The following is a 19,874-nucleotide window of genomic DNA, read 5'->3' on the forward strand; positions in this document are numbered from 1 at the left end:
GCGCCGCGCGCTGCCCGATCCGGAGGACGGCTTGGATCAGCAGCGGGGCGCCAGCACGCTGCGCTCCGGCGCGATCTTTTCTTCGGTGCCCGGGGCGCGCGCCATGGCGAGGGGCCGGAACGCCTCGCGCAGGACCGCCGCCATGCCTTCGATCGCCGCCGAGCCGCCCCGTGGATTGCGCCGCAGCAGCACCCGCGCCGAATCAATCGCCGGGAACCCCTCTTCCACCGTCAGTTCGCGGCATCCGACCGGGATCGTCGACCGCGACAGCGGCGAGATCGCCATGCCATTCGTCACCGCATTGCGCATGCCGCTGGCCACATCGCAATACCAGGCCCGCCGCCAGCGCAGCCCCTGGTGGTTCAGCGCCGCTTCGGCAAATTCGCGACACCAGGAGCTTTCGATATAGACCGAGACCGGCAGCGGGCTTCTGAGGTGCTGCATATGGGTCATCGAGGTCACCCAGACCGTCGGGTCGATTGCCAGAAGCTCGCCTTCCTGGAAATAACTGGTGTCATGGATCACCGCGATGTCCAGCCGGTCCTCCTCCAGCGCCTCCAGCTGCTTTTCGGAATGGTCGCACAGGACCGAGACCTGCAGCCCCTCATGGCGTTCGTCAAAGGCGGCAAGCGCGCGCGGCAGGATGGTGCCGGAATATTCATCCGGAATGCCCACCCGGACCGGCCCGGTCAGCGGTTTTTCCCGCAATGCCAGCGTTGCCTCATCCAGCAATGCCACCACACGCTGCGCATAGGGCAAGAGCTGTTCGCCCCGCGCCGTCAGACTGACGCCGCGCGCAAGCCGCTGGAACAAGGGCTGGCCAAGATTGTCCTCCAGCCGCCGGATCAACAGGCTGACGGCCGATTGCGTCCGGCCCAGCCGCGCCGCCGCAAGCGTCACCGAGCCGGCCTCGGCCACGGCGAGAAAGCCGCGCATCAGATCACTTTCAAGATGAGGGTGCGGCATCGCCAGACCTATAAATGAAAATCATGAAACCCATTAAATCTATTCGTTTGTGAAATGTCAAAACCGGAGCGATACAGGTGGGGTAATTCCAAGGAGGCTGAAATGTTCACCCGTCTGAAATCGCAGATGCAGATGCGCCGCTCTACCGCGTTCCTGCTTAATCGCGCGGATGACCGGCTGCTGGACGATATCGGCCTGACCCGTGGCGATCTGATGGCCATGCATGAGGGCCTGGCGCCCGATACCGGCGCCGCCAATGCGCAGGTTCTCCTGCCGCTCTGGCTTGGTGCGAAACGCGCCGCCTGAGTTTTGACCGCAAGCTTTCTGATCGTCTCCTGTCGGTGACGAAAACTCTGACGCCAGCGATTGCCGCTGGCGTCTTTTTCATTCCCTTCCGGCGCTGCGGGAAAGGGGGTGCCGATCAGATATAGCCGGCTTCCGCCGCATTCTGATGCAGCTCTTCCCGGCTGAGGTCGATCATTGTCTCGCCCGCACGGGTCACAGTGGCGCGGTTGCGGTCGATCCGGAACAGATCCTCACCGATCTGAAATTCGATCTCGGGCGACATGGCGAGGAAACCGCGCTTTGCGGTCAGCGTGTAAAGTGAATCGCGCATCCCCTCGACCTGGTCGCGGTAAAACAATGCAATCAGCTGCGGCAGCTGCATGCGGATGGCCTGGGCACCGGCCTTCCTCGCATCCGGCAACGGCACTTTGAACATCCGCGACGGCCCGGTGGCCATCTTAAAGGTGACATCATCGCCGAAGATCTCGCCCTTCACCTTCTGCGTGCTGCGTCTTTGCTGCGGCCTTGAGGGCACTTCCTGATATTCGGCACTGAAGCTTTCGCGCGCGCGGATCGGCTGGCGGTCGGTGACGGATACCACGCGCATCCGGGGCGACTGTTGCCCGGCAATCAGGGCGAGCCCGACCAGCAGCACATCGCCAAAGAACAGCCGCGAAAGGTCGAGAGACTGACGCCCGGCAATATCGCTGACCTGCATATTCATGGGCCTTGCCCCTCTGGCTGTGGAACTGATCCGTTCACAGACACCCTGATCCTGGCCGAAATCGGAACAAACTAAGGTAATCCCGCGACCAAAGACGTCAGGTCGCCCGTCGCGCCCCGGGTTCTTTTTGCTCCTGAACGTTCTGTAGCGGCTGTTCCGACGCCTGTTACCGGACGGGCTGATGGATTTACACTGAGCCGGGCAACTGGCCTTCTTCAGGGATCTGGCCGGATTGTCGGCGGCCACGGCTTTTGCCACCTGGCTCGCCCCATTCCGCTGATCTGCATGGGTGGGGGCCGCCCGAAACAGAGAAAGGCCGCATCCTGCGATGCGGCCTTTCTGGTGCCCGGGGGCTTATGTCAGCCCAGGACGCTGTTACAGCGCGCGCAGGTCTCGGGATGTTTGTGGCTTCCGACATCGGGCAGGATCTGCCAGCAGCGCTGGCATTTCGCGCCTTCCGCCGGGGCAAAGACCACTTTCACCGCCGGTGCATCGGCCAGGGTGAAAGCCCCGTCCGGCGCGGCGGCATCGGTCACGTGGATGCCACTGGTGATGCAGATATCAGCAAAGGCGACCGAATTCAGCGCCGCCAGCATCGCCGTATCCGCGACATGGACCACCGGCTTCGCCTCAAGGCTGGCACCGATCACCTTGGCGGTACGCTCCACTTCCAGCGCACCCGTCACGACGCGGCGGGCAGCGCGGATCCCATCCCATTTCGCGGCGAGGGCATCGTTTTTCCAGCCTGCCGGTGTCTCGAAGAAATCCTCGAGATGGACAGAGCTGTCCTCGCCCGGATGGCGCGCGAGCCAGACATCTTCCATCGTGAAGGGCAGGATCGGCGCGAGCCACGTCGTCAGGCGCTGGAACAAAAGATCCAGCACCGTGCGCGCGGCCCGGCGGCGGATACTGTCGGGCGCGTCGCAATAAAGCGCATCCTTGCGGATGTCGAAATAGAAGGCCGAAAGGTCGACGGTCGCAAAGTTGAAGAGCGTCTGGAACACGCCCGCAAAGTTGAAGGCACGGTATTCGCGCCGCACTTCTGCATCAAGTTCGGCGAGGCGGTGCAGCACCCATTGCTCCAGCTCGGGCATTTCCGCCGCGTCGAGGCGCTCGGTCTCCTGGAAGCCGGACAATGCGCCCAGCATGAAACGCAGGGTATTCCTCAGCCGGCGATAGCTGTCGGCGGTGCCTTTGATGATCTTCGGCCCGATCCGCTGATCCAGCGTGTAATCGGTCTGCGCCACCCAGAGCCGCAGGATATCGGCGCCATATTCGGCGATGATCTCTTGCGGCGCGACCGTGTTGCCGATGGATTTGGACATTTTCATGCCCTTCTCATCCAGCGTGAAGCCATGCGTCACCACATTGCGGTAAGGCGCGCGACCACGCGTGGCCGAGGCCTGCAACAAAGACGAATGGAACCAGCCGCGATGCTGGTCGGTGCCTTCCATATAGACATCGGCGATGCCGTCATCGGTGCCGTCGGCGCGGTCACGCAACACGAAAGCATGGGTCGAGCCAGAATCGAACCAGACATCGAGCACATCAAAGACCTGGTCATAATCCGCCGGATTGACCACGCCTTCGAGGGCTTTTTCTTTGAACCCTTCCACATACCAGACATCGGCGCCGTCTTTCTCAAAGGCGTCGAAGATGCGGCTGTTGACGGTTTCATTGCGCAACAGGAAATCCGGATCGGTCGGTTTCGCGCCTTTCTTGGTGAAACAGGTCAGCGGCACACCCCAGGCGCGCTGACGCGACAGCACCCAGTCCGGACGGTGCTCGATCATCGAATGCAGGCGGTTCTTGCCCGAAACCGGGGTGAACTCCACCAGATCCTCGATCGAGGTCAGGGCGCGTTTGCGGATCGTATCGCCGAACTCGCCAAAGCCGTCATTCAGCTTTTCGTCGATGGCGGCGAACCATTGCGGCGTGTTGCGGAAGATCACCGGCGCTTTGGAGCGCCAGGAATGCGGGTAGGAATGCTTGACCTTGCCCTTGGCCAGCAGCGCGCCCGCATAGGCCATCTGCTTGATATTCGAGACATTGGCCGGGCCTTCCTTGCCATCGGCAAGAATGATGTGCTGGCCCGCGAACAGCGGCAGATCGGCGCGATACGAGCTGTCTTCGGTGACGTTATAGGTCATCGGCAGCCTGAACCTGACGCCCATCTGATAGTCGTCATCGCCATGGCTCGGCGCAGTATGGACAAAGCCGGTGCCCGCATCATCGGTGACATGGTCGCCCGGCAGCATGGGAACGTCATAATCCCATTCGCCATTCGCGCCCTCAACCCCGTGATAGGGGTGGCGCAGGATCACGCCTTCGAATTCCGACGCTTTCACATCGCGCAGACGGGTCCAGGCCTCGACCTTTGCCGCAGCCTTAACGCCTTCGGCCAGCGCATCGGCCAGCACCAGGGTCTCTCCGACCACGGCCGTCGACTTCTCATCTGCGGCATCGACACGGTAAAGCCCGTAAGCGATCTCCGGCCCGTAAGCGACTGCGCGGTTTTGCGGGATCGTCCAGGGCGTGGTGGTCCAGATCACCACCGAGGCATTCAGCAGCTCGGTATTGATGCAGCCATCCAGCTCCGGGAAGCTTGCTGCGGATGCAGGGCGGAACCGCACCCAGACCGTGTGGCTCGTATGGTCGTGATATTCGATCTCAGCCTCGGCCAGAGCGGTTTTCTCGACCGGCGACCACATGACGGGCTTTGACCCCTGATAGAGCGAGCCGTTCATCAAAAGCTTCATGAAATCCTGGGCGATCACCGCCTCGGCATGATAAGCCATTGTAAGATAGGGATCTTCCCAGTTGCCATAGACACCGAGCCGCTTGAATTCCTCGCGCTGGACATCAACCCAGCCCTCGGCAAAGCGGCGGCATTCCTGGCGGAAATCGACGGTGCTCACATCGTCCTTGTTCAGCCCTTTGGCGCGGTATTGCTCTTCGATTTTCCATTCAATCGGCAGACCGTGGCAATCCCAGCCCGGCACATAGCGCGCGTCATGGCCCATCATCTGATGCGAGCGCGTGATGATGTCCTTGATGGTCTTGTTCAGCGCATGGCCGATATGAAGATGGCCATTCGCATAGGGCGGGCCGTCATGCAGCACAAAAGACGGGCGGCCCGGTTTCGCGCGCAGGCGGTTATAGACATCAAGCCGCGCCCAGCGGGCCAGCCATTCGGGCTCGCGCTTCGGCAGGTCGCCGCGCATCGGGAAATCGGTCTCGGGAAGGAATACGGTGTCGCGGTAGTCGACACCCGTTTCAGCGGTGGTTTCGGCGCACATCGGATGCGGTCCTCTGGAATGTTGGCTTTGGGGCGCCCCTTGCCTGCGCGTCACGCAGCAGGATTGGTCCGCGCGAAATCTCCCGGCGTGCTGGTGTTCAGCGCGCCGGGCCGCTAATTCGGACACCCGGGGTCCGGGCGAGGATCGCAAAAGAATACGACATGGGGTCGGCTTATAGTCGCGGGCCGGGACCTGGTCCAGAGCCTGGGTGAGGATGATGACGGGGAAAAGCACGGCAAAAGCGCTTGAGATCGCGGTGGTGGGCGCCGGCATGGGCGGGCTGGCGGCGGCAAGCCTGCTTGCGCGCGACGGCCACCGGGTCACGCTGGTCGAGCGGTTTGCGACGCCACGCCCGCTGGGCTCGGGGCTGGTAGTGCAGCCGGTGGGCCTGGCCGTGCTGGATGAGCTGGGTCAGGGCAATGCGGCCCGAGCCCTCGGGGCGCCGCTCCGGCGGATGCGGGGCTGGTCAGTCGACCAGCTTTCAGGCGCCACGCGCAGCCGCGTCGCGCTTGATGTGCATTACCCGGCGACAGATCCGGCCTGTGCGATGCATCGCGCAAGCCTCTTCCATGTGCTCTGGCAGGCGATGGAGGTCTCTCCTGTCACACTGATCACCGGCGAGACGGTGCGAGAGGCACCGCTGCGCCAGGGCCGGCGGATGCTGGTCTCGGATAGCGGCGAGATCGGCGGTTTTGACCTGGTGATCGATGCCTCCGGCGCGGGTTCGGCGCTGTCGCCTTTAAAGGCGGGGGAGCTTGGCTATGGCGCAATCTGGACGCATGTGCCCTGGCCCGAAGGATCTGATCAGGGCCAGGATCAGCTGCGCCAGCGTTACTTTCGCGCAAGCCGCATGGCCGGTCTGATGCCCATCGGCCGCCTGCCCCGCGAGGCGGGCGCCCGCGCCGCTGTCTTCTGGTCGATGCCGCGTGCGGATCTGGCGGGCTGGGGTGAGGCACGTTTCCAAGCCTGGAAGGCCGAGGCCAGCGCCTTCTGGCCCGAGATGCAGCCCTTCCTGACTGGCCTGGATCATGCCGGCCAGATGACGACAGCGCTCTACAGCCATGGCACGCTGAGCCGGCCTTATGCGCCGGGGCTGGTCTTTATCGGCGACAGTGCGCATCGCGCCAGCCCGCAGCTTGGCCAGGGAGCGAATATGGCGCTGCTCGATGCTCTGGCCCTGCGCGAGGCGCTGCGCGGTGATCTCGATGATGCGCCCGCCGCCTATGCCAGGATGCGGCGCTGGCATGTGCGGATCTACCAGCTGTTCAGCCTGTTCCTGACACCAGCCTATCAGTCGGACAGCCGGCTGCTGCCTCAGATCCGGGACCTGTTTCTGGCCCGGATCTCGCTGGTGCCACCGGTGCCGCAGATATTGACGCGGCTGGTGGCTGGGCATCTCGTACCGCCTCTGGCCTCGAAACGCTGGCCCTGATCTGCCTCCCCTTGACCCGGCCGGGCGCTTTCAGCAGGCTGGGCCGCGAAAGGGAGCATGTGATGAAATACCCGTCGATCAATGTGCTGGGCGGCCCGCTGGAAGTCTGTTCGACCCGCCCGCTCACCGGTTTCTTCCGCGATGGCTGCTGCAATTCCGGGCCGGGCGATCAGGGGCGGCACACGGTCTGCGCCGAGATGACGGCAGAATTCCTTGCTTTGTCGAAATATCTCGGCAATGACCTCTCGACACCCCGCCCGGAATTCGGCTTTCAGGGTTTGAAGCCGGGGGATCAGTGGTGCCTCTGTGCCAGCCGCTTTGCCCAGGCACATGACGAGGGCGCGGCGCCGAAGCTGCGCCTCAAGGCGACGCATCATGCGACACTCGACCTGGTTCCGCTGGAGGTTCTGAAGCTGTATGCGAGTGATGGGGAAGCCTGAGCGCTTTCACTTATCGAACATTTCAGCCCGAAAGCCTGCTCTATGACCCTCGCCCGCTTTCCTATTTCCGACATTGAGCTGCGTGGCGTGGTTCATGACTTCTACCGGGAGGTCCGGGCGCATCCGGTGCTTGGTCCGGTCTTCGGTGCCCATGTAAAAGACTGGCCGGAGCATGAGGAAAAGATCGTCGCCTTCTGGCGCAATGCGATCCTGATGGAGCGGGGCTATGATGGCAATCCGATGGCCGTCCATAAAGCAGCGGGCAATGTCCGTGCCGGCATGTTCATCCCCTGGCTGAAGCTTTTTGACGAGGTACTCGCCCGGCGCCTGCCACAGGAAACCGCCCGCGCCTGGTCGGCGCTTGCGCATCGGATCGGGAGGGGGCTCAGCCTCGGCCTGCAGGAACATGGCGGCATCCCAAAACTGAAATAGAGCGCACGTTCAGAGCGGTCGGTCGATCCCGTCATAGATCGCCTGCAACGCCCCGATGCGTTTGGCATAAGCGGCACGGATACAGGTGATATCGGCCTCACAGGCCATGCGCTGCCGCAACCAGGCCGCCTGATCATCGAGGATCTCGCCCCGATACCCCATGGCAAAAAGCCCGGTCAGAAATTTCAGCAGCGTCGCCATTTCCACATCGGCGTCATTCAGGTCACGATTGTCGCAGATCGCGCGCTCATTCGGGCTGAGTCCTGCGAGGCTACAATCGAAACTGGCCGCCGCCGCCGGGAGCGGCAGCGACAGCAGAATGGCAAGCGACAGCGCGCGCCTCACCCCTGGATCTCGACACCGAGATGGCGGGCGACGGTGAAGATGTCCTTGTCGCCGCGCCCCGAGAGATTGACCACGATGATATGGTCCTTCGGCAGGCCAGGCGCGTATTTCGTCACATGGGCCAGGGCATGGCTGGGCTCGAGCGCCGGGATGATGCCTTCGGTCTGGCACAGAAGCTGGAACGCCGCGAGCGCCTCGTCATCGGTGACCGAGACATATTCGGCGCGACCGACATCGTGGAGCCAGGAATGTTCCGGCCCGATACCGGGATAATCGAGGCCGGCCGAGATCGAGAACCCTTCGAGGATCTGACCGTCCTCATCCTGCAACAGATAGGTGCGGTTGCCATGCAGCACGCCGGGGCGGCCGCCGGTAAGGCTGGCGCAATGCTGCATCCGCTCATCCACGCCCTTGCCGCCGGCTTCGACGCCGATGATCTTCACCGACGGATCGTCGAGGAAAGGATGGAAGAGGCCCATCGCGTTCGAGCCGCCGCCGATGGCCGCGATGACGGTGTCGGGCAGGCGGCCCTCGCCTTCCTGTTCCTGCAACTGCTCGCGGGTTTCTTTGCCGATGATCGACTGGAAATCGCGGACCATGGCCGGATAGGGATGCGGGCCGGCAACCGTGCCGATGCAGTAGAAGGTGTCGCGCACATTGGTGACCCAGTCGCGCAGGGCGTCATTCATCGCGTCTTTCAGCGTGCCGCGACCGGACGTGACCGGGACGACCTCGGCCCCCAGAAGCCGCATGCGGAAGACGTTCGGGGCCTGGCGTTCGACATCATGGGCGCCCATATAGACCACGCATTTCAGGCCGAACCGCGCGCAGACGGTCGCGGTCGCCACGCCATGCTGGCCGGCGCCGGTCTCGGCGATGATGCGCTTTTTGCCCATGCGCCGCGCAAGCAGGATCTGGCCCAGCACATTGTTGATCTTATGCGAGCCGGTATGGTTCAGCTCTTCGCGCTTGAGATAGATTTTCGCGCCGCCGAGATGCTCGGTAAGGCGCGGCGCGTAATAAAGCGGGCTCGGGCGACCGACATAGTATTTCCACAGATCGGCCATCTCGTCCCAGAAGCTCTGGTCGGTTCTCGCGCGTTCATATTCGGCTTCGAGATCGAGGATCAGCGGCATCAAGGTTTCCGAAACGAAACGCCCGCCATGGATGCCGAAGCGGCCGCGCTCGTCCGGGCCGGTCATGAAGCTGTTGATACCGTCATCGGCCATGGTGTTCCCCTCGTGCTGTCTTTGCTGGTGTAGCGCCCTTGGCGCGCGGGGAAAAGGGGGCCCTGCCCCCTCGCCGCGTTGCGGCTCACCCCCGGGATATTTATAGACAGATGAAATTGGCTTCAGGAGCGTCTGGTGATCTTTACAGTGGCAATTGACGGGCCGGCGGCGGCGGGCAAGGGCACGATCAGCCGGGCGGTGGCGGAGCGGTTCGGCTTTGCGCATCTGGATACCGGGGCGCTGTACCGGGCGGTGGGCCTCAGAGGCGGCGATCCGGTGGCGGCGGCGCGGGGGCTGAGCGCGGCGGATCTGGCGCGCGATGATCTGCGCAGCCTTGAAGCGGGTCAGGCGGCGAGTCGGGTCGCAGTTATCCCCGAAGTGCGCGCGGCGCTTCTGGAGTTTCAGCGCGATTTTGCCCGGCGCGAGGGTGGTGCGGTGCTGGACGGGCGCGATATTGGCACGGTGATCTGCCCGGGGGCCGAGGTGAAGCTTTTTGTGACCGCCAGCGCGCAAATCCGGGCGCGGCGGCGCTGGCTTGAGATCGGCGGCGAGGCGGCGGCGAAGAGCCTTGCTGCGGTGCTGGCTGAGGTCGAGGAGCGTGACCTGCGCGACCGGGACCGCGCCGAGGCCCCTTTGCGGCCGGCGGCAGATGCGGTGTTGCTCGATACCGGTTCGCTGACGGTTGACGAGGCCGTGGCCGCGGCGAGCGATCTTGTGGCGGCAGCCCTGACAGTGCGCGGCCTCGGGTAAAAGGGGAGCGGCTGAAAGGCAGGGCAGCTGACCGGCAAGGCGCGTGCGGATCATGCTCCCTGGCAGCCCCTGGATTTCTCCGGATGGGGGAAGATGATTTCCAGAACCGATGCCCCTGTTCCAGAGATCTTCAGGCCGCAATGCCTTTTGTTGTGCGATATTTCCCGGATTCGCGGGCAGAGGTTCGGCATCGCCTTTGGCGGCGAGGCCGCGACTTTGCCGGTTAAATCGGGGCCCGATCTTTAAAGCGATCCCGCCGGGAATCGATACGCGCGGTCATCTCCCGCAATGGGCAGCGACAGAACTGATCGGCATGCGCGATTTCTTCGCCTCGGACCAGGGCGTATTCGGGCGGGTTGCGGAGTATATCAGGCTTTTCGCGATGAAGCTGCCTGAAGAGCGGATGGCCATGATCTCCGGTACCGAAGGCGGTGATGCCCCTCTGTCGGAGCGACGCGATGTGTAAGCGCCTGCTGTCGTTCGGGGACCGGGGATCCTGACCGACATTCTGCCCTTTCCGGTGCTTCTTTCCGACGCGCAGGAGGCAGTGGTGATGACCGCGCTTTTCCGGACCGGCACCCGATCGGCTTGCAATCAGAATCCTGGCCGGAATCGGGGTTAGCGATGCCCGTGGCGCGACCGGGTTGAGCCATATCGGCTCTGGCAACCCGGTTTTCGCCCCCGGCGCTGCCAGCCCGGAGCAATCAGGTCTTGCGCGCCACGCCGTCCGGTCTGACGCTGCTGACCGGCTTTGACGCGCGCGGCCTCGCTTTAGCCCCTTGCCGAAGACGTAAGGGGGACCGACCCCGATATAGAGCATTTCGCGAGCTGGCTGTGACCGGCAGCGATCACAGCCAGCCTGTCAGCGCCAGGAGCGCGCTTGCACGGTCCGCGGCACCCGGCATTCACTGCCGCCGGGGGTCTTTTCCGGTCCGGCGGCCCAGCCTCAATGCGGCACTGGTCATCCTCGCCGCCTGCAGGAACGTCGTGCGCCAACACTATGAGCGCGACGGGGTGGCCGGGCTCAGGGTGACCGATCTGCGTGCAAAGGCGCTAAGGGCATTGGCGATCATTGTCAGGTCAGAAACCGGGTCGCCACCGGGATGATCGCCGCGATGATGCGGCACTGTCCTTTCATGGAAAGCCCCGCCCGGGGCCCTGCACCAGCCCATGCCCGTCAGCCTCACCCGCGGTCACGCGCGGGCCGATCCTTCCCGGTGGGCAATGCTTTCGCGGGCCGGCCTGCGCCGACCGGCTGAAACACGCGGATTTCACGGGGACCTGTCGGGGATTCAGGGCGCTTTTCCTTGCCCCGGCCGCCTATTCCGGCTATAGGGCCGCATCCCGTGAGAAAGTCGTATCGTCCCGGTTTCACCCGGACAGCTGCGCTTTTCCCCACAGGGCCACCAAAGACCGGCGGAGCCAACCGCATGGCCAGAAAACCATCAAAAGGAAACAACAACTTATGTGCGCTAAAAACGCTATGGACGAATTCGAAGCCCTTCTTGCGGAAAGCTTCGAAATTGACACCCCCGACGAGGGTACTGTCGTCAAAGGCAAGGTCATCGCAATCGAAGCGGGCCAGGCCATCATCGATGTCGGCTATAAAATGGAAGGCCGCGTCGATCTGAAAGAATTCGCCAATCCCGGCGAAGCTCCGTCGATCAATGTTGGCGACACCGTCGAAGTCTATCTGGACCGCGTCGAGAATGCCCGTGGCGAAGCTGTCATCTCGCGCGAGAAAGCCCGCCGCGAAGAAGCCTGGGATCGTCTTGAGAAAGCCTATGCTGACGAGATCCGCGTCGAAGGCGCGATCTTCGGTCGCGTCAAAGGCGGCTTCACCGTGGACCTGGGCGGCGCTGTTGCCTTCCTTCCGGGTTCGCAGGTCGACGTGCGCCCGGTGCGCGATGCCGGCCCGCTGATGGGTATGAAGCAGCCGTTCCAGATCCTGAAAATGGATCGTCGTCGTGGCAATATCGTGGTGTCGCGTCGTGCGATCCTCGAAGAGAGCCGTGCCGAACAGCGCGCAGAAGTCATCGGCAACCTGCATGAAGGTCAGGTTGTGGACGGCGTGGTCAAGAACATCACCGAATATGGTGCCTTCGTTGACCTCGGCGGCGTTGACGGCCTGCTGCACGTCACCGACATGGCATGGCGCCGTGTGAACCACCCGTCGGAGATCCTGTCGATCGGCGAGACCATCAAGGTCCAGGTCATCAAGATCAACAAAGAAACCCACCGTATCAGCCTGGGCATGAAGCAGCTCCAGAACGATCCGTGGGATGCGGTGGAAAAAGCCTATCCGATCTCGTCGGTCCACAAAGGCCGCGTCACCAACATCACCGATTACGGCGCCTTCGTGGAGCTGGAAGCCGGTGTCGAGGGTCTCGTTCACGTCTCGGAAATGTCCTGGACCAAAAAGAACGTGCATCCCGGCAAGATCGTTTCGACCTCGCAGGAAGTCGAAGTCATGGTTCTCGAGATCGACTCGGCCAAGCGTCGCGTTTCCCTCGGCCTCAAGCAGACCATGCGCAATCCGTGGGAAGTGTTTGCTGAGACCCACCCGGTTGGCTCGACCATCGAAGGCGAAGTCAAGAACATCACCGAATTCGGTCTGTTCGTTGGCCTCGACAACGACATCGACGGCATGGTTCACCTCTCCGACCTGTCCTGGGACAAGCGCGGCGAAGAGGCTATCCAGGAATACCGCAAGGGCGACATCGTCAAGGCAGCGGTTTCCGAAGTCGACATCGACAAAGAGCGTATCTCGCTCTCGATCAAGGCTCTGGGCGAAGACACCTTCTCGGAAGCTGTTGACGGCGTGAAGCGCGGTTCGATCATCACCGTGACCATCACCGCCATCGAAGAAGGCGGCGTCGAGGTCGATTACAACGGCATGAAGAACTTCATCCGTCGTTCGGACCTTGCACGTGACCGCGCCGACCAGCGCCCCGAGCGCTTCTCGGTGGGCGACAAGGTCGATGTGCGCGTGACCAATGTCGATTCGAAGACCCGCAAGCTGGGCCTGTCGATCAAGGCACGCGAGATCGCCGAAGAGCAGGAAGCTGTTCAGCAATACGGTTCCTCGGATTCGGGCGCTTCGCTCGGCGACATCCTCGGCGCCGCGCTGAAGGGCGACCGCTGAGCCAAAGGTTGAAGCGCCGCCAGAACCAATTGGCGGCGTCACAGCCCTGGACAGAGTAAGACAGGAAAGGCCGGGGAAATCCTCCCCGGCCTTTTTCTTTTGCGCGCCCCTGATTCGCAGGTCAGCGCTGCCACAGACCGGATCCGGGTGCTGCCACGGGTCGACAAAGGGCTCAATCAGACCGTCAAGCGGCTTTTCAGCACCGGGTCACCGGATCTCATCGCGGCCAGGTGCTTGTTTTCATTTGCCTCATCCGGATTTTCTGCTTTTATGATCACAGACGCGCCGGGGCAGACTGCCACATCCTGGCCGAAACAATGTCGCGAAGGGGAGTGACCGGATGATCCGCTCGGAACTGATCCAGAAGATCGCAGACGAGAACCCGCATCTGACCCAACGCCATGTTGAGCGGATCGTGAATACGGTTTTCGAAGAGATCATCGAAGCGCTGTCGCGCGGAGACCGGGTCGAATTGCGCGGCTTCGGTGCCTTCTCGGTCAAAGAGCGGGACGCCCGCACCGGCCGCAACCCGCGCACCGGCGAGGCCGTTGAAGTCGAGGACAAACGCGTCCCCTTCTTCAAGACCGGCAAATTGCTGCGCGACCGGCTCAACGGCCGCTGATCGGCGCAAGCCGGGTTGAACAGCGCTGCGTTAAGCCCGATATTCCGGCCCGAGGGGCAGGTTTTGCCTGCCCGGTTCCTGACTGACGGATAGCGGATCATGCTGCGTTACCTGCGCTTTATCTTCATCGGTTTCACCGGCCTCGTGCTGCTGACGCTTGCCCTGGCCAATCGCGGACAGGTGCAGCTGCGGCTCCTGCCCGAAGGCATCGGCAATATGCTCGGCACCGCGGGCGGCTGGTCGATGCCGCTCTTTGTCGTGATCCTCGGATCGGTGGCCATCGGCATCCTGGTCGGCTTCATCTGGGAATGGATGCGCGAGATGCGGCTGCGCCAGGCGGCAAAGGTCCAGACCAAAACCGTGGCGCGGCTTGAGAAGGAACTCGCCGTCCTGAAAGACAGCAATTCCGTGCCCCCCCGGGACGAGGTTCTTGCAATTCTTGCCGGGGACGGCCGGAAGTGAGCTCTCCCATCAGGGTCAAGATCTGCGGCCTGCGCCATGCAGCCGAGGTCACAGCCGCCGCCGCCGCCGGAGCTGCCTATGTGGGCTTTGTTTTCTTTCCCAGATCGCCGCGCCATGTCTCGCTGGCAGAGGCCCGTGAGGCCGCGCTGAGCGCACCTGAGGGCCTTTGCAAGGTCGCTTTGGTGGTCGATGCCGATGACAGCCTGCTCGACAGCATCCTCGCGGAGGTGCCGCTGGATATGCTGCAGCTCCATGGCAGCGAAACGCCCGAGCGTGTGGCCGAGATCCGGTCGCGGTTCGGCCTGCCGGTGATGAAGGCGGTGGGCGTGGCAGATGAGAGCGATCTGGCCCCGCTGATGGATTATGCGCTGGTGGCCGATCAGTTGCTGATCGATGCCAAGCCCCCGAAAGGTACCGCCCTGCCCGGCGGCAACGGGCTGAGCTTTGACTGGCGGCTGGTGGCGCAGCGGCGCTGGCTGAAGCCCTGGATGCTGGCCGGCGGCCTGACGCCGGAGAATGTCTCCGAGGCGATCCGCCTGACCAATGCGCGCCAGGTCGATGTATCTTCCGGTGTCGAAAGCGCGCCAGGCGTCAAGGATCTCGACAGGATCCGCGCCTTTGCCCGCGCGGCCCTTGGCCCGGCAGAGCCCGCGATCCCGAAACTGCGCTGACCGCCGGCCTGTGGGGCGTTCAGGCAATGAAAAAGCCCCGGAGCTGACGCGCCGGGGCTTTTTCAATTCTGTGTCGCTGATCAGTGCAGCTTGGCGTCAACCTGGGCAATCGCGTCCTCAATCGACGCTGCCGCCCATTCTTCGCTGCTGTTCTTCGCCAGCAGGTCGCCTGCCGCCGCAACCGCAACTGCCACAGCGCGCTCACGCACCTGACGAACAGCGGTCTGCTCTGCCAGAGCGATCTGCTCTTCGGCGGCCTTCAGCCTGCGCTCGATCGAGATGGCCAGATCCGCACGCGCCTTGTCGGCTGCGGCCCGGGCCTCATCCCTGGCCGAAGCCACGATGCGGTCCGACTGTTCGATCACTTCCTTTTGCTTGCGCTCATAGGAAGCGAGGATCGACTTGGCCTCTTCGCGCAGCGCCCTGGCCTCGTCCAGCTCGGCCTTGATCGCGACCGCACGCTTATCGAGAAGCCGCCCGAGCAATCCCGGAACACCTGCATAGATCAGGATGCCGACGAAGATCAGGAAGGCGATCAGGACGATGAAGTCCGTATTGCCCAGCGAGAAGAACGGGCCCGACGCCGCAAGTGCGGGCGTGGCGCTTACAAGGGCTGCGGCAGTGATGAGAAGTTTTTTCATCGCCTTACCCTTTCAGCCGGGCAGCAATCGCCGCCGTTACCGAACGCGCATCGGCGGTACCGCCAAGCGCTGCAACCAGTTCCTTCGCGGTGTCTTTCGCGACGGCCTGAACCGCCTCTTCCGCACCGGCCCGGATCTCTGCAATCTTCGCCTCGGACTCTGCTGCCCGTGCGGTGATCTCGACATCGGCTTTCGCGGTCGCCGCATCCAGGTCTTTCTGGATTTCGGCCTTCGCCGCCGCGACGATCTTTCCAGCCTCGGTGCGGGCCGTTGCCAGCGCCTCGTTATAGGCTTTCTCGGCCTCGATCGCCTTGAGCTTCAGCTCTTCGGCCGCGGCGAGATCATTGGTGATCGTTCCCTTGCGCTCGGCCAGCACCGCGCCGATGCGCGGCAGGGCAATGCGCGAGAGGATCACGAACAACACCACCAGGGCGACCGCAAGCCAGAAGATCTGGTTGGGCATCCAGTCGGTGCAGAGCTGCGGCATCCCTTTGGCGCCGCCCGCGTCATAAAGGCATTCTGCATGCCAGTTAACGCCGTGGGTTTCCGTTGCCATTCTGCTCTCCGTCGATCCCTTCTGAACAGGAAGGGCGCCAGCCGTCTCCGACCCGCGCCGCTTCCCACTTTTACGTCAGAAGCAGATCAGACTGCGAACATCAGCAGCAGAGCGATCAGGAACGAGAAGATCCCGAGAGCTTCTGCGAAAGCGATACCAACGAAGAGGTTGGCGGTCTGGCCCGGAGCGGCCGAGGGGTTGCGCAGAGCGCCGGCGAGGAAGTTGCCAACGATGTTACCCACACCGATGCCAGCACCGCCGAGACCGAAAGCCGCGAGGCCAGCGCCGATGTATTTGCCGAGAGCTGCGATTTCGCCTTCCATGGTCGAATACTCCTGTATTTGGATTTGGCTGAGTTGAGGTTCGGACCGTCAGGGGTGACGCTTAGTGATGCGCGTCGCCCACAGCGTCTTTCAGATAGACGCAGGTCAGAATGGTGAAGACATAGGCCTGAACGAAGGCCACGAGCACCTCGAGCGCATAGATGCCGACAGCACCTGCGATCGCGAGCGGCGAGATGATCGCCATCGAGGCAAAGCCCGCGAAAACTTTGAGAACGGCGTGACCTGCCAGCAGGTTACCTGCAAGACGGATCGAGTGGGACACCGGGCGCATGATGTAGGAGATGATCTCGATCACGGCGAGAACCGGGCGCAGCGCGAGCGGCGCCGAGGAAACCCAGAACATCGAGAAGAAGCCCAGACCCTTGCGTGCGATCCCGATCAGGGTGACGCCGAAGAACACCAGCAGCGCGAGCGTCGCGGTCACGGCGACATGCGAGGTGGTGGTGAAGCTCATCGGCAGGAGGCCAAGGAGGTTCGAAAGCAGGATGAAGAGGAAGAGCGTCATAACATAGGGGAAATACTTCACCCCGTCATGGCCAGCGACTTCTTCAACCATGTTATGGATAAAGCCGTAGAACACTTCGGCGACTGATTGCAGACGGGTCGGGATGATGCCGCGATGACGGGTCGCCAGCACGAACAGCGCGAAGATGCACAGAAGTGCGATCCCCATCCACAGCGTCACATTGGTGACGGTGAACGTGCCCACGGGGCCATCGCCCCAGAGGGGTTTCACAATGAACTGATCCATCGGATGGATCGAAAAACCGCTTCCGCCCTCAGCCGTGCCTTCTGCCGCCACGATCAGTTCCCTTCACCCGATGCGGCGCCGGCCTCTGCCCTTGCCGCCTTGTCATCCCTTGCGGCCTCAGCCGCACGTTTCTCCGCCACTTCCCGCGCGGTGCCCATCATGGTGCGCACCCCCGCAGCGAACCCCAGAAGCGAGAAGATCACCAGGAGGAACGGAAGCGTGCCGAACAGCTTGTCCAACCCATAACCGATCCCGGTCCCGACCATAATGCCGGTTGCAAGTTCGATCACCATTCTCCAGGCAAGCTCGCCATGCGAGAGGCCCTTCGCCACAGAGGTCTTGTCCGACTTCGGCCTGCCCCGCAAATCACCAAGCCGCTTTTCCAGCGCCCTGAGCCTGTCGGGATCGGGTTCCGAAGCCATTTTCGCCACCCCATGACATTTGCGAGGGTTCTATGCGGCGGGGAGAAGGGTGTCAACCTTGCGTGATCGCGGGACAACCATCTGCAACCATTTGAAATTCCAGAAATATGTGATTCGTGTCTTTTCTTTTTTCCGGCCTCCGCCGGCCCGGAATCGCGATTTGCGCCCCATGCCAATATTCAACGAAACGGTTGATTATCGCCGGTTGCGCCCGCCCGCCCTGCCCGCGATACTGCGGCATGCTTTCCGCCTCCGCTCAGCTGGACCTCGTCTTCGCCGCGCTCGCCGATCCGACGCGGCGCGCGATCCTCGCGATGCTGCTCGAAGATGATATGGCGGTGACCGATGTGGCGCATCCGTTCGAGATCAGCCTTGCAGCCGTATCTAAACATCTCGGGGTGCTCGCGGATGCCGGTCTGATCACGCGCGAGCGGCGCGGAAGGGTGATCTGGTGCAAGCTCGAGCCCGACGCCCTGCGCGGCGCCTCGGTCTGGATGCAGGCCTTTGGCCAGTTCGAGCCCCTCGACCTGGATCAGTTCGAACGTTTTCTGGAAAACGAACTCGCCGGAGCTGAAACCGAGCCCCTTCCCCCGGAGGAAGCCTCCGGCGGGGATATCTAAGGACAGAAGTGTCTCAGTGGAGTCGCCGCAGCCGACGGGGGCAGCCCCCCCCCCTGCCCCGGCAGTCAGACGCGCAACCATTCGTTGCAGGCGTCACCATCAGGTCCTTTTGCGCTTGGCCCATGGCGTTGCGCGGCAATCCATCCTCCACCAGGTCAGCTTTTGACTGCCTGCCCCCGGCCACCTGCCCCGAAGGGCCGGAAAGTAACGCGGCTGCAACCGGTTCCGCACCGAGGCACAGCGCCTGCACGGCGAAAGCCGCTTCGCCAGAATAACGATGGGGCAGGCCGATCGGCACCGCCGTCAGTGTGGTCGCCTGCGACAGTATGGATGCTGCCAGTGGCGTCAGCCGCGTCCGGAGCTCACACCGGGCATCAGAGGATTCCTTTGCAACCGGAAACAGTCTGTCCAAAACACCACGGCCAAGGCCCATGTTTCAACCGGAGGCTGCCACAAACCTGCCCCGGTTCGCGGCGATCCTTGGGCTCAGGAAAACGAATGGGCCCATTGCCAGCCGCAAAGCTGGCAGCGGGCCCGGAACTGAAGGAACGCCCTCATGACCAAGGCACTTGAATTTCTGCGCGGCCTGACCGCGAAACGTGCCATCGAGCCCGATGTCGATGCCGCTTTCGACGCCCGGCTGCAAAGGCTCGACGCGGTGCGCCAGGTGTCGGTCTCGCGCGCGGTGCTGTTCAGAACGCAGCCGTCACAGCAGGAAGCCTGAGCGCGTTGATCAGGTCGCGCAGTTCCTGCCGCGCGGCCACGTTGGAGAGGTTCATCTGCTCGACCCCGGTATCCTTAAGGTCAAGCAACGTAAGCCCTCGCGGAAACAATTCGCGAAAGATCACGCGTTCGGAAAATCCGGGCGCCACACGAAAGCCGATGCGGCGGGAGAGATCCTCCAGCGCGGCACCGACTTTCTTCTTGTTATGCATTGCCTGGGCGCCCAGACGGTTGCGCAAAACGATCCAGTCGATCGGCTTCAGCCCGGCCTGCGCCCGCAACTGCCGCGCGCCCCAGACCATCTCGGCATAGATCGAAGGGCCTTTCACCTTACCGGACTCCGGATCGATCCGGGCCAGAAGGTCGAAATCAACGAAAGAATCGTTCAGCGGCGTGATCAGCGTATCGGCCAGCGAATGCGCCACCTGGCTCAGCCGGGTATGGCTTCCGGGGCAGTCGATCACGATGAAATCCTTGACCGGGTCCAGCGCCGAGACCGCCGCCGTCAGACGCTGATCGAACGGGTTTTCCCCATCGACAAGGCTTGGCTCATCGACGTCGGGCAATTCACGGTAATCCGGCGAGGGCAGATCCAGCCCGGCTTTCGCAAGAAAGGCCCGGCGGTTCTCGACATAGCGGCCAAAGCTGCGCTGGCGCAGATCGAGATCCATCGCGCCCACCCGATGCCCCATCCGCGCAAGTGCCGTCGCCACATGCATCGAGGTGGTCGATTTCCCCGAGCCGCCCTTTTCATTTCCGACAACGATAATATGTGCCATGGCAGTGGCTCTCCGCGCTGTTCAGCCTGTCTATTGGCAAGGACGCGCCAAAAGGGAAAGATCTTTTTTCCGATTTTCCGCGTAATCGGGACAGCTCAATTGCCAGTGGCCGGGACACATGGCCGGAAATGCAGAGAGGACAGCTCGCTCTCACCAGGTCGGGAATCGCCAGAGCAGAGATGGCCTTCTTCCGTCAGGCAGAGCCGTATCTGTATAGTGGGTCCTGGTGGTAGTGC

General features: G+C 62.9%; 23 protein-coding genes. 12 read left to right on the forward strand and 11 right to left on the reverse strand.

Going from position 1 to position 19,874, the window contains the following annotated elements; genetic code table 11:
- Positions 1-36 precede the first annotated feature (36 nt).
- Complete coding sequence (locus BLW25_RS11355; RefSeq protein ID WP_092899103.1) at positions 37-966, reverse strand: LysR family transcriptional regulator; 930 nt, start codon at positions 964-966, stop codon at positions 37-39.
- Positions 967-1,068: 102 nt separating this feature from the next.
- Here BLW25_RS11355 and BLW25_RS11360 point away from each other — a divergent pair, with 102 nt between their 5' ends.
- Entirely contained in the window at positions 1,069-1,272 is a 204-nt protein-coding gene (locus BLW25_RS11360; RefSeq protein ID WP_171909532.1) for a YjiS-like domain-containing protein, read from the forward strand.
- Between the two features lie 115 nt (positions 1,273-1,387).
- Here the strand turns inward: BLW25_RS11360 and BLW25_RS11365 are convergent, their stop codons facing one another.
- Both BLW25_RS11365 and ileS read right to left on the reverse strand, forming a co-directional pair.
- Positions 1,388-1,975 carry a hypothetical protein gene (locus BLW25_RS11365; protein WP_092899107.1) on the reverse strand — a complete coding sequence of 196 codons (588 nt, stop codon included), beginning with the start codon at positions 1,973-1,975 and terminating at the stop codon, positions 1,388-1,390.
- Positions 1,976-2,334: 359 nt separating this feature from the next.
- On the reverse strand, positions 2,335-5,274 hold the full coding sequence (gene ileS / locus BLW25_RS11370) for an isoleucine--tRNA ligase (RefSeq protein ID WP_092899109.1): 2,940 nt from the start codon (positions 5,272-5,274) through the stop codon (positions 2,335-2,337).
- A gap of 217 nt (positions 5,275-5,491) precedes the next feature.
- On the opposite strand from ileS, the gene BLW25_RS11375 reads away from it, so the two are divergent.
- The 3 genes from BLW25_RS11375 (at position 5,492) to BLW25_RS11385 (ending at position 7,578) form a co-directional block, all read left to right on the forward strand.
- Entirely contained in the window at positions 5,492-6,706 is a 1,215-nt protein-coding gene (locus BLW25_RS11375) for an FAD-dependent oxidoreductase (protein WP_092901945.1), read from the forward strand.
- Positions 6,707-6,768: 62 nt separating this feature from the next.
- Positions 6,769-7,146, forward strand: a complete 378-nt coding sequence (locus BLW25_RS11380) for a DUF2237 family protein (protein WP_092901948.1) — start codon at positions 6,769-6,771, stop codon at positions 7,144-7,146.
- 42 nt (positions 7,147-7,188) lie between these two features.
- Positions 7,189-7,578 (forward strand): group III truncated hemoglobin, encoded by a 390-nt coding sequence (locus tag BLW25_RS11385; protein ID WP_092899111.1) that lies wholly within the window; start codon positions 7,189-7,191, stop codon positions 7,576-7,578.
- 9 nt (positions 7,579-7,587) lie between these two features.
- Here BLW25_RS11385 and BLW25_RS11390 read toward each other — a convergent pair whose 3' ends face one another.
- Together BLW25_RS11390 and trpB are read right to left on the reverse strand one after the other, a co-directional pair.
- Positions 7,588-7,923 carry a lysozyme inhibitor LprI family protein gene (locus BLW25_RS11390; RefSeq protein WP_092899113.1) on the reverse strand — a complete coding sequence of 112 codons (336 nt, stop codon included), beginning with the start codon at positions 7,921-7,923 and terminating at the stop codon, positions 7,588-7,590.
- A complete protein-coding gene (trpB, locus tag BLW25_RS11395; protein ID WP_092899115.1) occupies positions 7,920-9,152 on the reverse strand; it encodes a tryptophan synthase subunit beta in 1,233 nt (410 codons plus the stop codon). Before trpB ends, BLW25_RS11390 begins: the two co-directional genes overlap by 4 nt.
- A gap of 135 nt (positions 9,153-9,287) precedes the next feature.
- Here trpB and BLW25_RS11400 point away from each other — a divergent pair, with 135 nt between their 5' ends.
- The 6 genes from BLW25_RS11400 (at position 9,288) to BLW25_RS11420 (ending at position 14,802) form a co-directional block, all read left to right on the forward strand.
- Complete coding sequence (locus BLW25_RS11400; RefSeq protein WP_092899117.1) at positions 9,288-9,902, forward strand: (d)CMP kinase; 615 nt, start codon at positions 9,288-9,290, stop codon at positions 9,900-9,902.
- 313 nt (positions 9,903-10,215) lie between these two features.
- Positions 10,216-10,368, forward strand: a complete 153-nt coding sequence (locus BLW25_RS24370; protein WP_171909533.1) for a hypothetical protein — start codon at positions 10,216-10,218, stop codon at positions 10,366-10,368.
- 978 nt (positions 10,369-11,346) lie between these two features.
- Positions 11,347-13,047 (forward strand): 30S ribosomal protein S1, encoded by a 1,701-nt coding sequence (rpsA, locus tag BLW25_RS11405; protein WP_290438707.1) that lies wholly within the window; start codon positions 11,347-11,349, stop codon positions 13,045-13,047.
- 340 nt (positions 13,048-13,387) lie between these two features.
- Positions 13,388-13,669 carry an integration host factor subunit beta gene (gene ihfB / locus BLW25_RS11410; RefSeq protein WP_092899121.1) on the forward strand — a complete coding sequence of 94 codons (282 nt, stop codon included), beginning with the start codon at positions 13,388-13,390 and terminating at the stop codon, positions 13,667-13,669.
- A 99-nt stretch (positions 13,670-13,768) separates the two neighbouring features.
- Positions 13,769-14,131: a lipopolysaccharide assembly protein LapA domain-containing protein gene (locus BLW25_RS11415; protein WP_092899123.1), complete on the forward strand. Its 363-nt coding sequence runs from the start codon at positions 13,769-13,771 to the stop codon at positions 14,129-14,131.
- A complete protein-coding gene (locus BLW25_RS11420; RefSeq protein ID WP_092899125.1) occupies positions 14,128-14,802 on the forward strand; it encodes a phosphoribosylanthranilate isomerase in 675 nt (224 codons plus the stop codon). Before BLW25_RS11415 ends, BLW25_RS11420 begins: the two co-directional genes overlap by 4 nt.
- Positions 14,803-14,882: 80 nt before the next feature.
- Here BLW25_RS11420 and BLW25_RS11425 read toward each other — a convergent pair whose 3' ends face one another.
- The 5 genes from BLW25_RS11425 to BLW25_RS11445 all read right to left on the reverse strand — a co-directional run bounded on the left by BLW25_RS11425 (position 14,883) and on the right by BLW25_RS11445 (position 17,516).
- Complete coding sequence (locus tag BLW25_RS11425) at positions 14,883-15,443, reverse strand: F0F1 ATP synthase subunit B (RefSeq protein ID WP_092899126.1); 561 nt, start codon at positions 15,441-15,443, stop codon at positions 14,883-14,885.
- Between the two features lie 4 nt (positions 15,444-15,447).
- Complete coding sequence (locus BLW25_RS11430; RefSeq protein ID WP_092899128.1) at positions 15,448-15,999, reverse strand: F0F1 ATP synthase subunit B'; 552 nt, start codon at positions 15,997-15,999, stop codon at positions 15,448-15,450.
- A gap of 86 nt (positions 16,000-16,085) precedes the next feature.
- Complete coding sequence (locus tag BLW25_RS11435; RefSeq protein ID WP_092899130.1) at positions 16,086-16,322, reverse strand: F0F1 ATP synthase subunit C; 237 nt, start codon at positions 16,320-16,322, stop codon at positions 16,086-16,088.
- A 61-nt stretch (positions 16,323-16,383) separates the two neighbouring features.
- Positions 16,384-17,094, reverse strand: a complete 711-nt coding sequence (locus BLW25_RS11440; RefSeq protein ID WP_092901952.1) for a F0F1 ATP synthase subunit A — start codon at positions 17,092-17,094, stop codon at positions 16,384-16,386.
- A gap of 53 nt (positions 17,095-17,147) precedes the next feature.
- Complete coding sequence (locus tag BLW25_RS11445; protein WP_092899132.1) at positions 17,148-17,516, reverse strand: AtpZ/AtpI family protein; 369 nt, start codon at positions 17,514-17,516, stop codon at positions 17,148-17,150.
- A 239-nt stretch (positions 17,517-17,755) separates the two neighbouring features.
- Here BLW25_RS11445 and BLW25_RS11450 point away from each other — a divergent pair, with 239 nt between their 5' ends.
- Both BLW25_RS11450 and BLW25_RS24375 read left to right on the forward strand, forming a co-directional pair.
- Positions 17,756-18,136 (forward strand): ArsR/SmtB family transcription factor, encoded by a 381-nt coding sequence (locus BLW25_RS11450; RefSeq protein ID WP_092899134.1) that lies wholly within the window; start codon positions 17,756-17,758, stop codon positions 18,134-18,136.
- Between the two features lie 556 nt (positions 18,137-18,692).
- Entirely contained in the window at positions 18,693-18,860 is a 168-nt protein-coding gene (locus BLW25_RS24375; RefSeq protein ID WP_171909534.1) for a hypothetical protein, read from the forward strand.
- On the opposite strand, the gene BLW25_RS11455 is transcribed toward BLW25_RS24375, so the two are convergent.
- On the reverse strand, positions 18,829-19,638 hold the full coding sequence (locus tag BLW25_RS11455) for a division plane positioning ATPase MipZ (RefSeq protein ID WP_092899136.1): 810 nt from the start codon (positions 19,636-19,638) through the stop codon (positions 18,829-18,831). The genes BLW25_RS24375 and BLW25_RS11455 overlap by 32 nt on opposite strands.
- Between the last annotated feature and the right edge of the window lie 236 nt (positions 19,639-19,874).

Source organism: Rhodobacter sp. 24-YEA-8 (genome assembly GCF_900105075.1).
Taxonomy (GTDB): domain Bacteria; phylum Pseudomonadota; class Alphaproteobacteria; order Rhodobacterales; family Rhodobacteraceae; genus Pseudogemmobacter.

Bases quoted from the DNA above. Each gene is read 5' to 3' on its own strand.
- BLW25_RS11425 (WP_092899126.1), bottom strand. From the start codon at position 15,443: ATGAAAAAACTTCTCATCACTGCCGCAGCCCTTGTAAGCGCCACGCCC.
- BLW25_RS11385 (WP_092899111.1), top strand. From the start codon at position 7,189: ATGACCCTCGCCCGCTTTCCTATTTCCGACATTGAGCTGCGTGGCGTG.
- BLW25_RS11455 (WP_092899136.1), bottom strand. From the start codon at position 19,638: ATGGCACATATTATCGTTGTCGGAAATGAAAAGGGCGGCTCGGGGAAA.
- ihfB (WP_092899121.1), top strand. From the start codon at position 13,388: ATGATCCGCTCGGAACTGATCCAGAAGATCGCAGACGAGAACCCGCAT.
- trpB (WP_092899115.1), bottom strand. From the start codon at position 9,152: ATGGCCGATGACGGTATCAACAGCTTCATGACCGGCCCGGACGAGCGC.
- BLW25_RS11355 (WP_092899103.1), bottom strand. From the start codon at position 966: ATGCCGCACCCTCATCTTGAAAGTGATCTGATGCGCGGCTTTCTCGCC.
- BLW25_RS11380 (WP_092901948.1), top strand. From the start codon at position 6,769: ATGAAATACCCGTCGATCAATGTGCTGGGCGGCCCGCTGGAAGTCTGT.
- BLW25_RS11440 (WP_092901952.1), bottom strand. From the start codon at position 17,094: ATGGATCAGTTCATTGTGAAACCCCTCTGGGGCGATGGCCCCGTGGGC.
- BLW25_RS11435 (WP_092899130.1), bottom strand. From the start codon at position 16,322: ATGGAAGGCGAAATCGCAGCTCTCGGCAAATACATCGGCGCTGGCCTC.
- BLW25_RS11430 (WP_092899128.1), bottom strand. From the start codon at position 15,999: ATGGCAACGGAAACCCACGGCGTTAACTGGCATGCAGAATGCCTTTAT.
- BLW25_RS11450 (WP_092899134.1), top strand. From the start codon at position 17,756: ATGCTTTCCGCCTCCGCTCAGCTGGACCTCGTCTTCGCCGCGCTCGCC.
- BLW25_RS11360 (WP_171909532.1), top strand. From the start codon at position 1,069: ATGTTCACCCGTCTGAAATCGCAGATGCAGATGCGCCGCTCTACCGCG.
- BLW25_RS24375 (WP_171909534.1), top strand. From the start codon at position 18,693: ATGACCAAGGCACTTGAATTTCTGCGCGGCCTGACCGCGAAACGTGCC.
- BLW25_RS11415 (WP_092899123.1), top strand. From the start codon at position 13,769: ATGCTGCGTTACCTGCGCTTTATCTTCATCGGTTTCACCGGCCTCGTG.
- BLW25_RS24370 (WP_171909533.1), top strand. From the start codon at position 10,216: ATGCGCGATTTCTTCGCCTCGGACCAGGGCGTATTCGGGCGGGTTGCG.
- BLW25_RS11445 (WP_092899132.1), bottom strand. From the start codon at position 17,516: ATGGCTTCGGAACCCGATCCCGACAGGCTCAGGGCGCTGGAAAAGCGG.
- BLW25_RS11375 (WP_092901945.1), top strand. From the start codon at position 5,492: ATGACGGGGAAAAGCACGGCAAAAGCGCTTGAGATCGCGGTGGTGGGC.
- BLW25_RS11365 (WP_092899107.1), bottom strand. From the start codon at position 1,975: ATGAATATGCAGGTCAGCGATATTGCCGGGCGTCAGTCTCTCGACCTT.
- ileS (WP_092899109.1), bottom strand. From the start codon at position 5,274: ATGTGCGCCGAAACCACCGCTGAAACGGGTGTCGACTACCGCGACACC.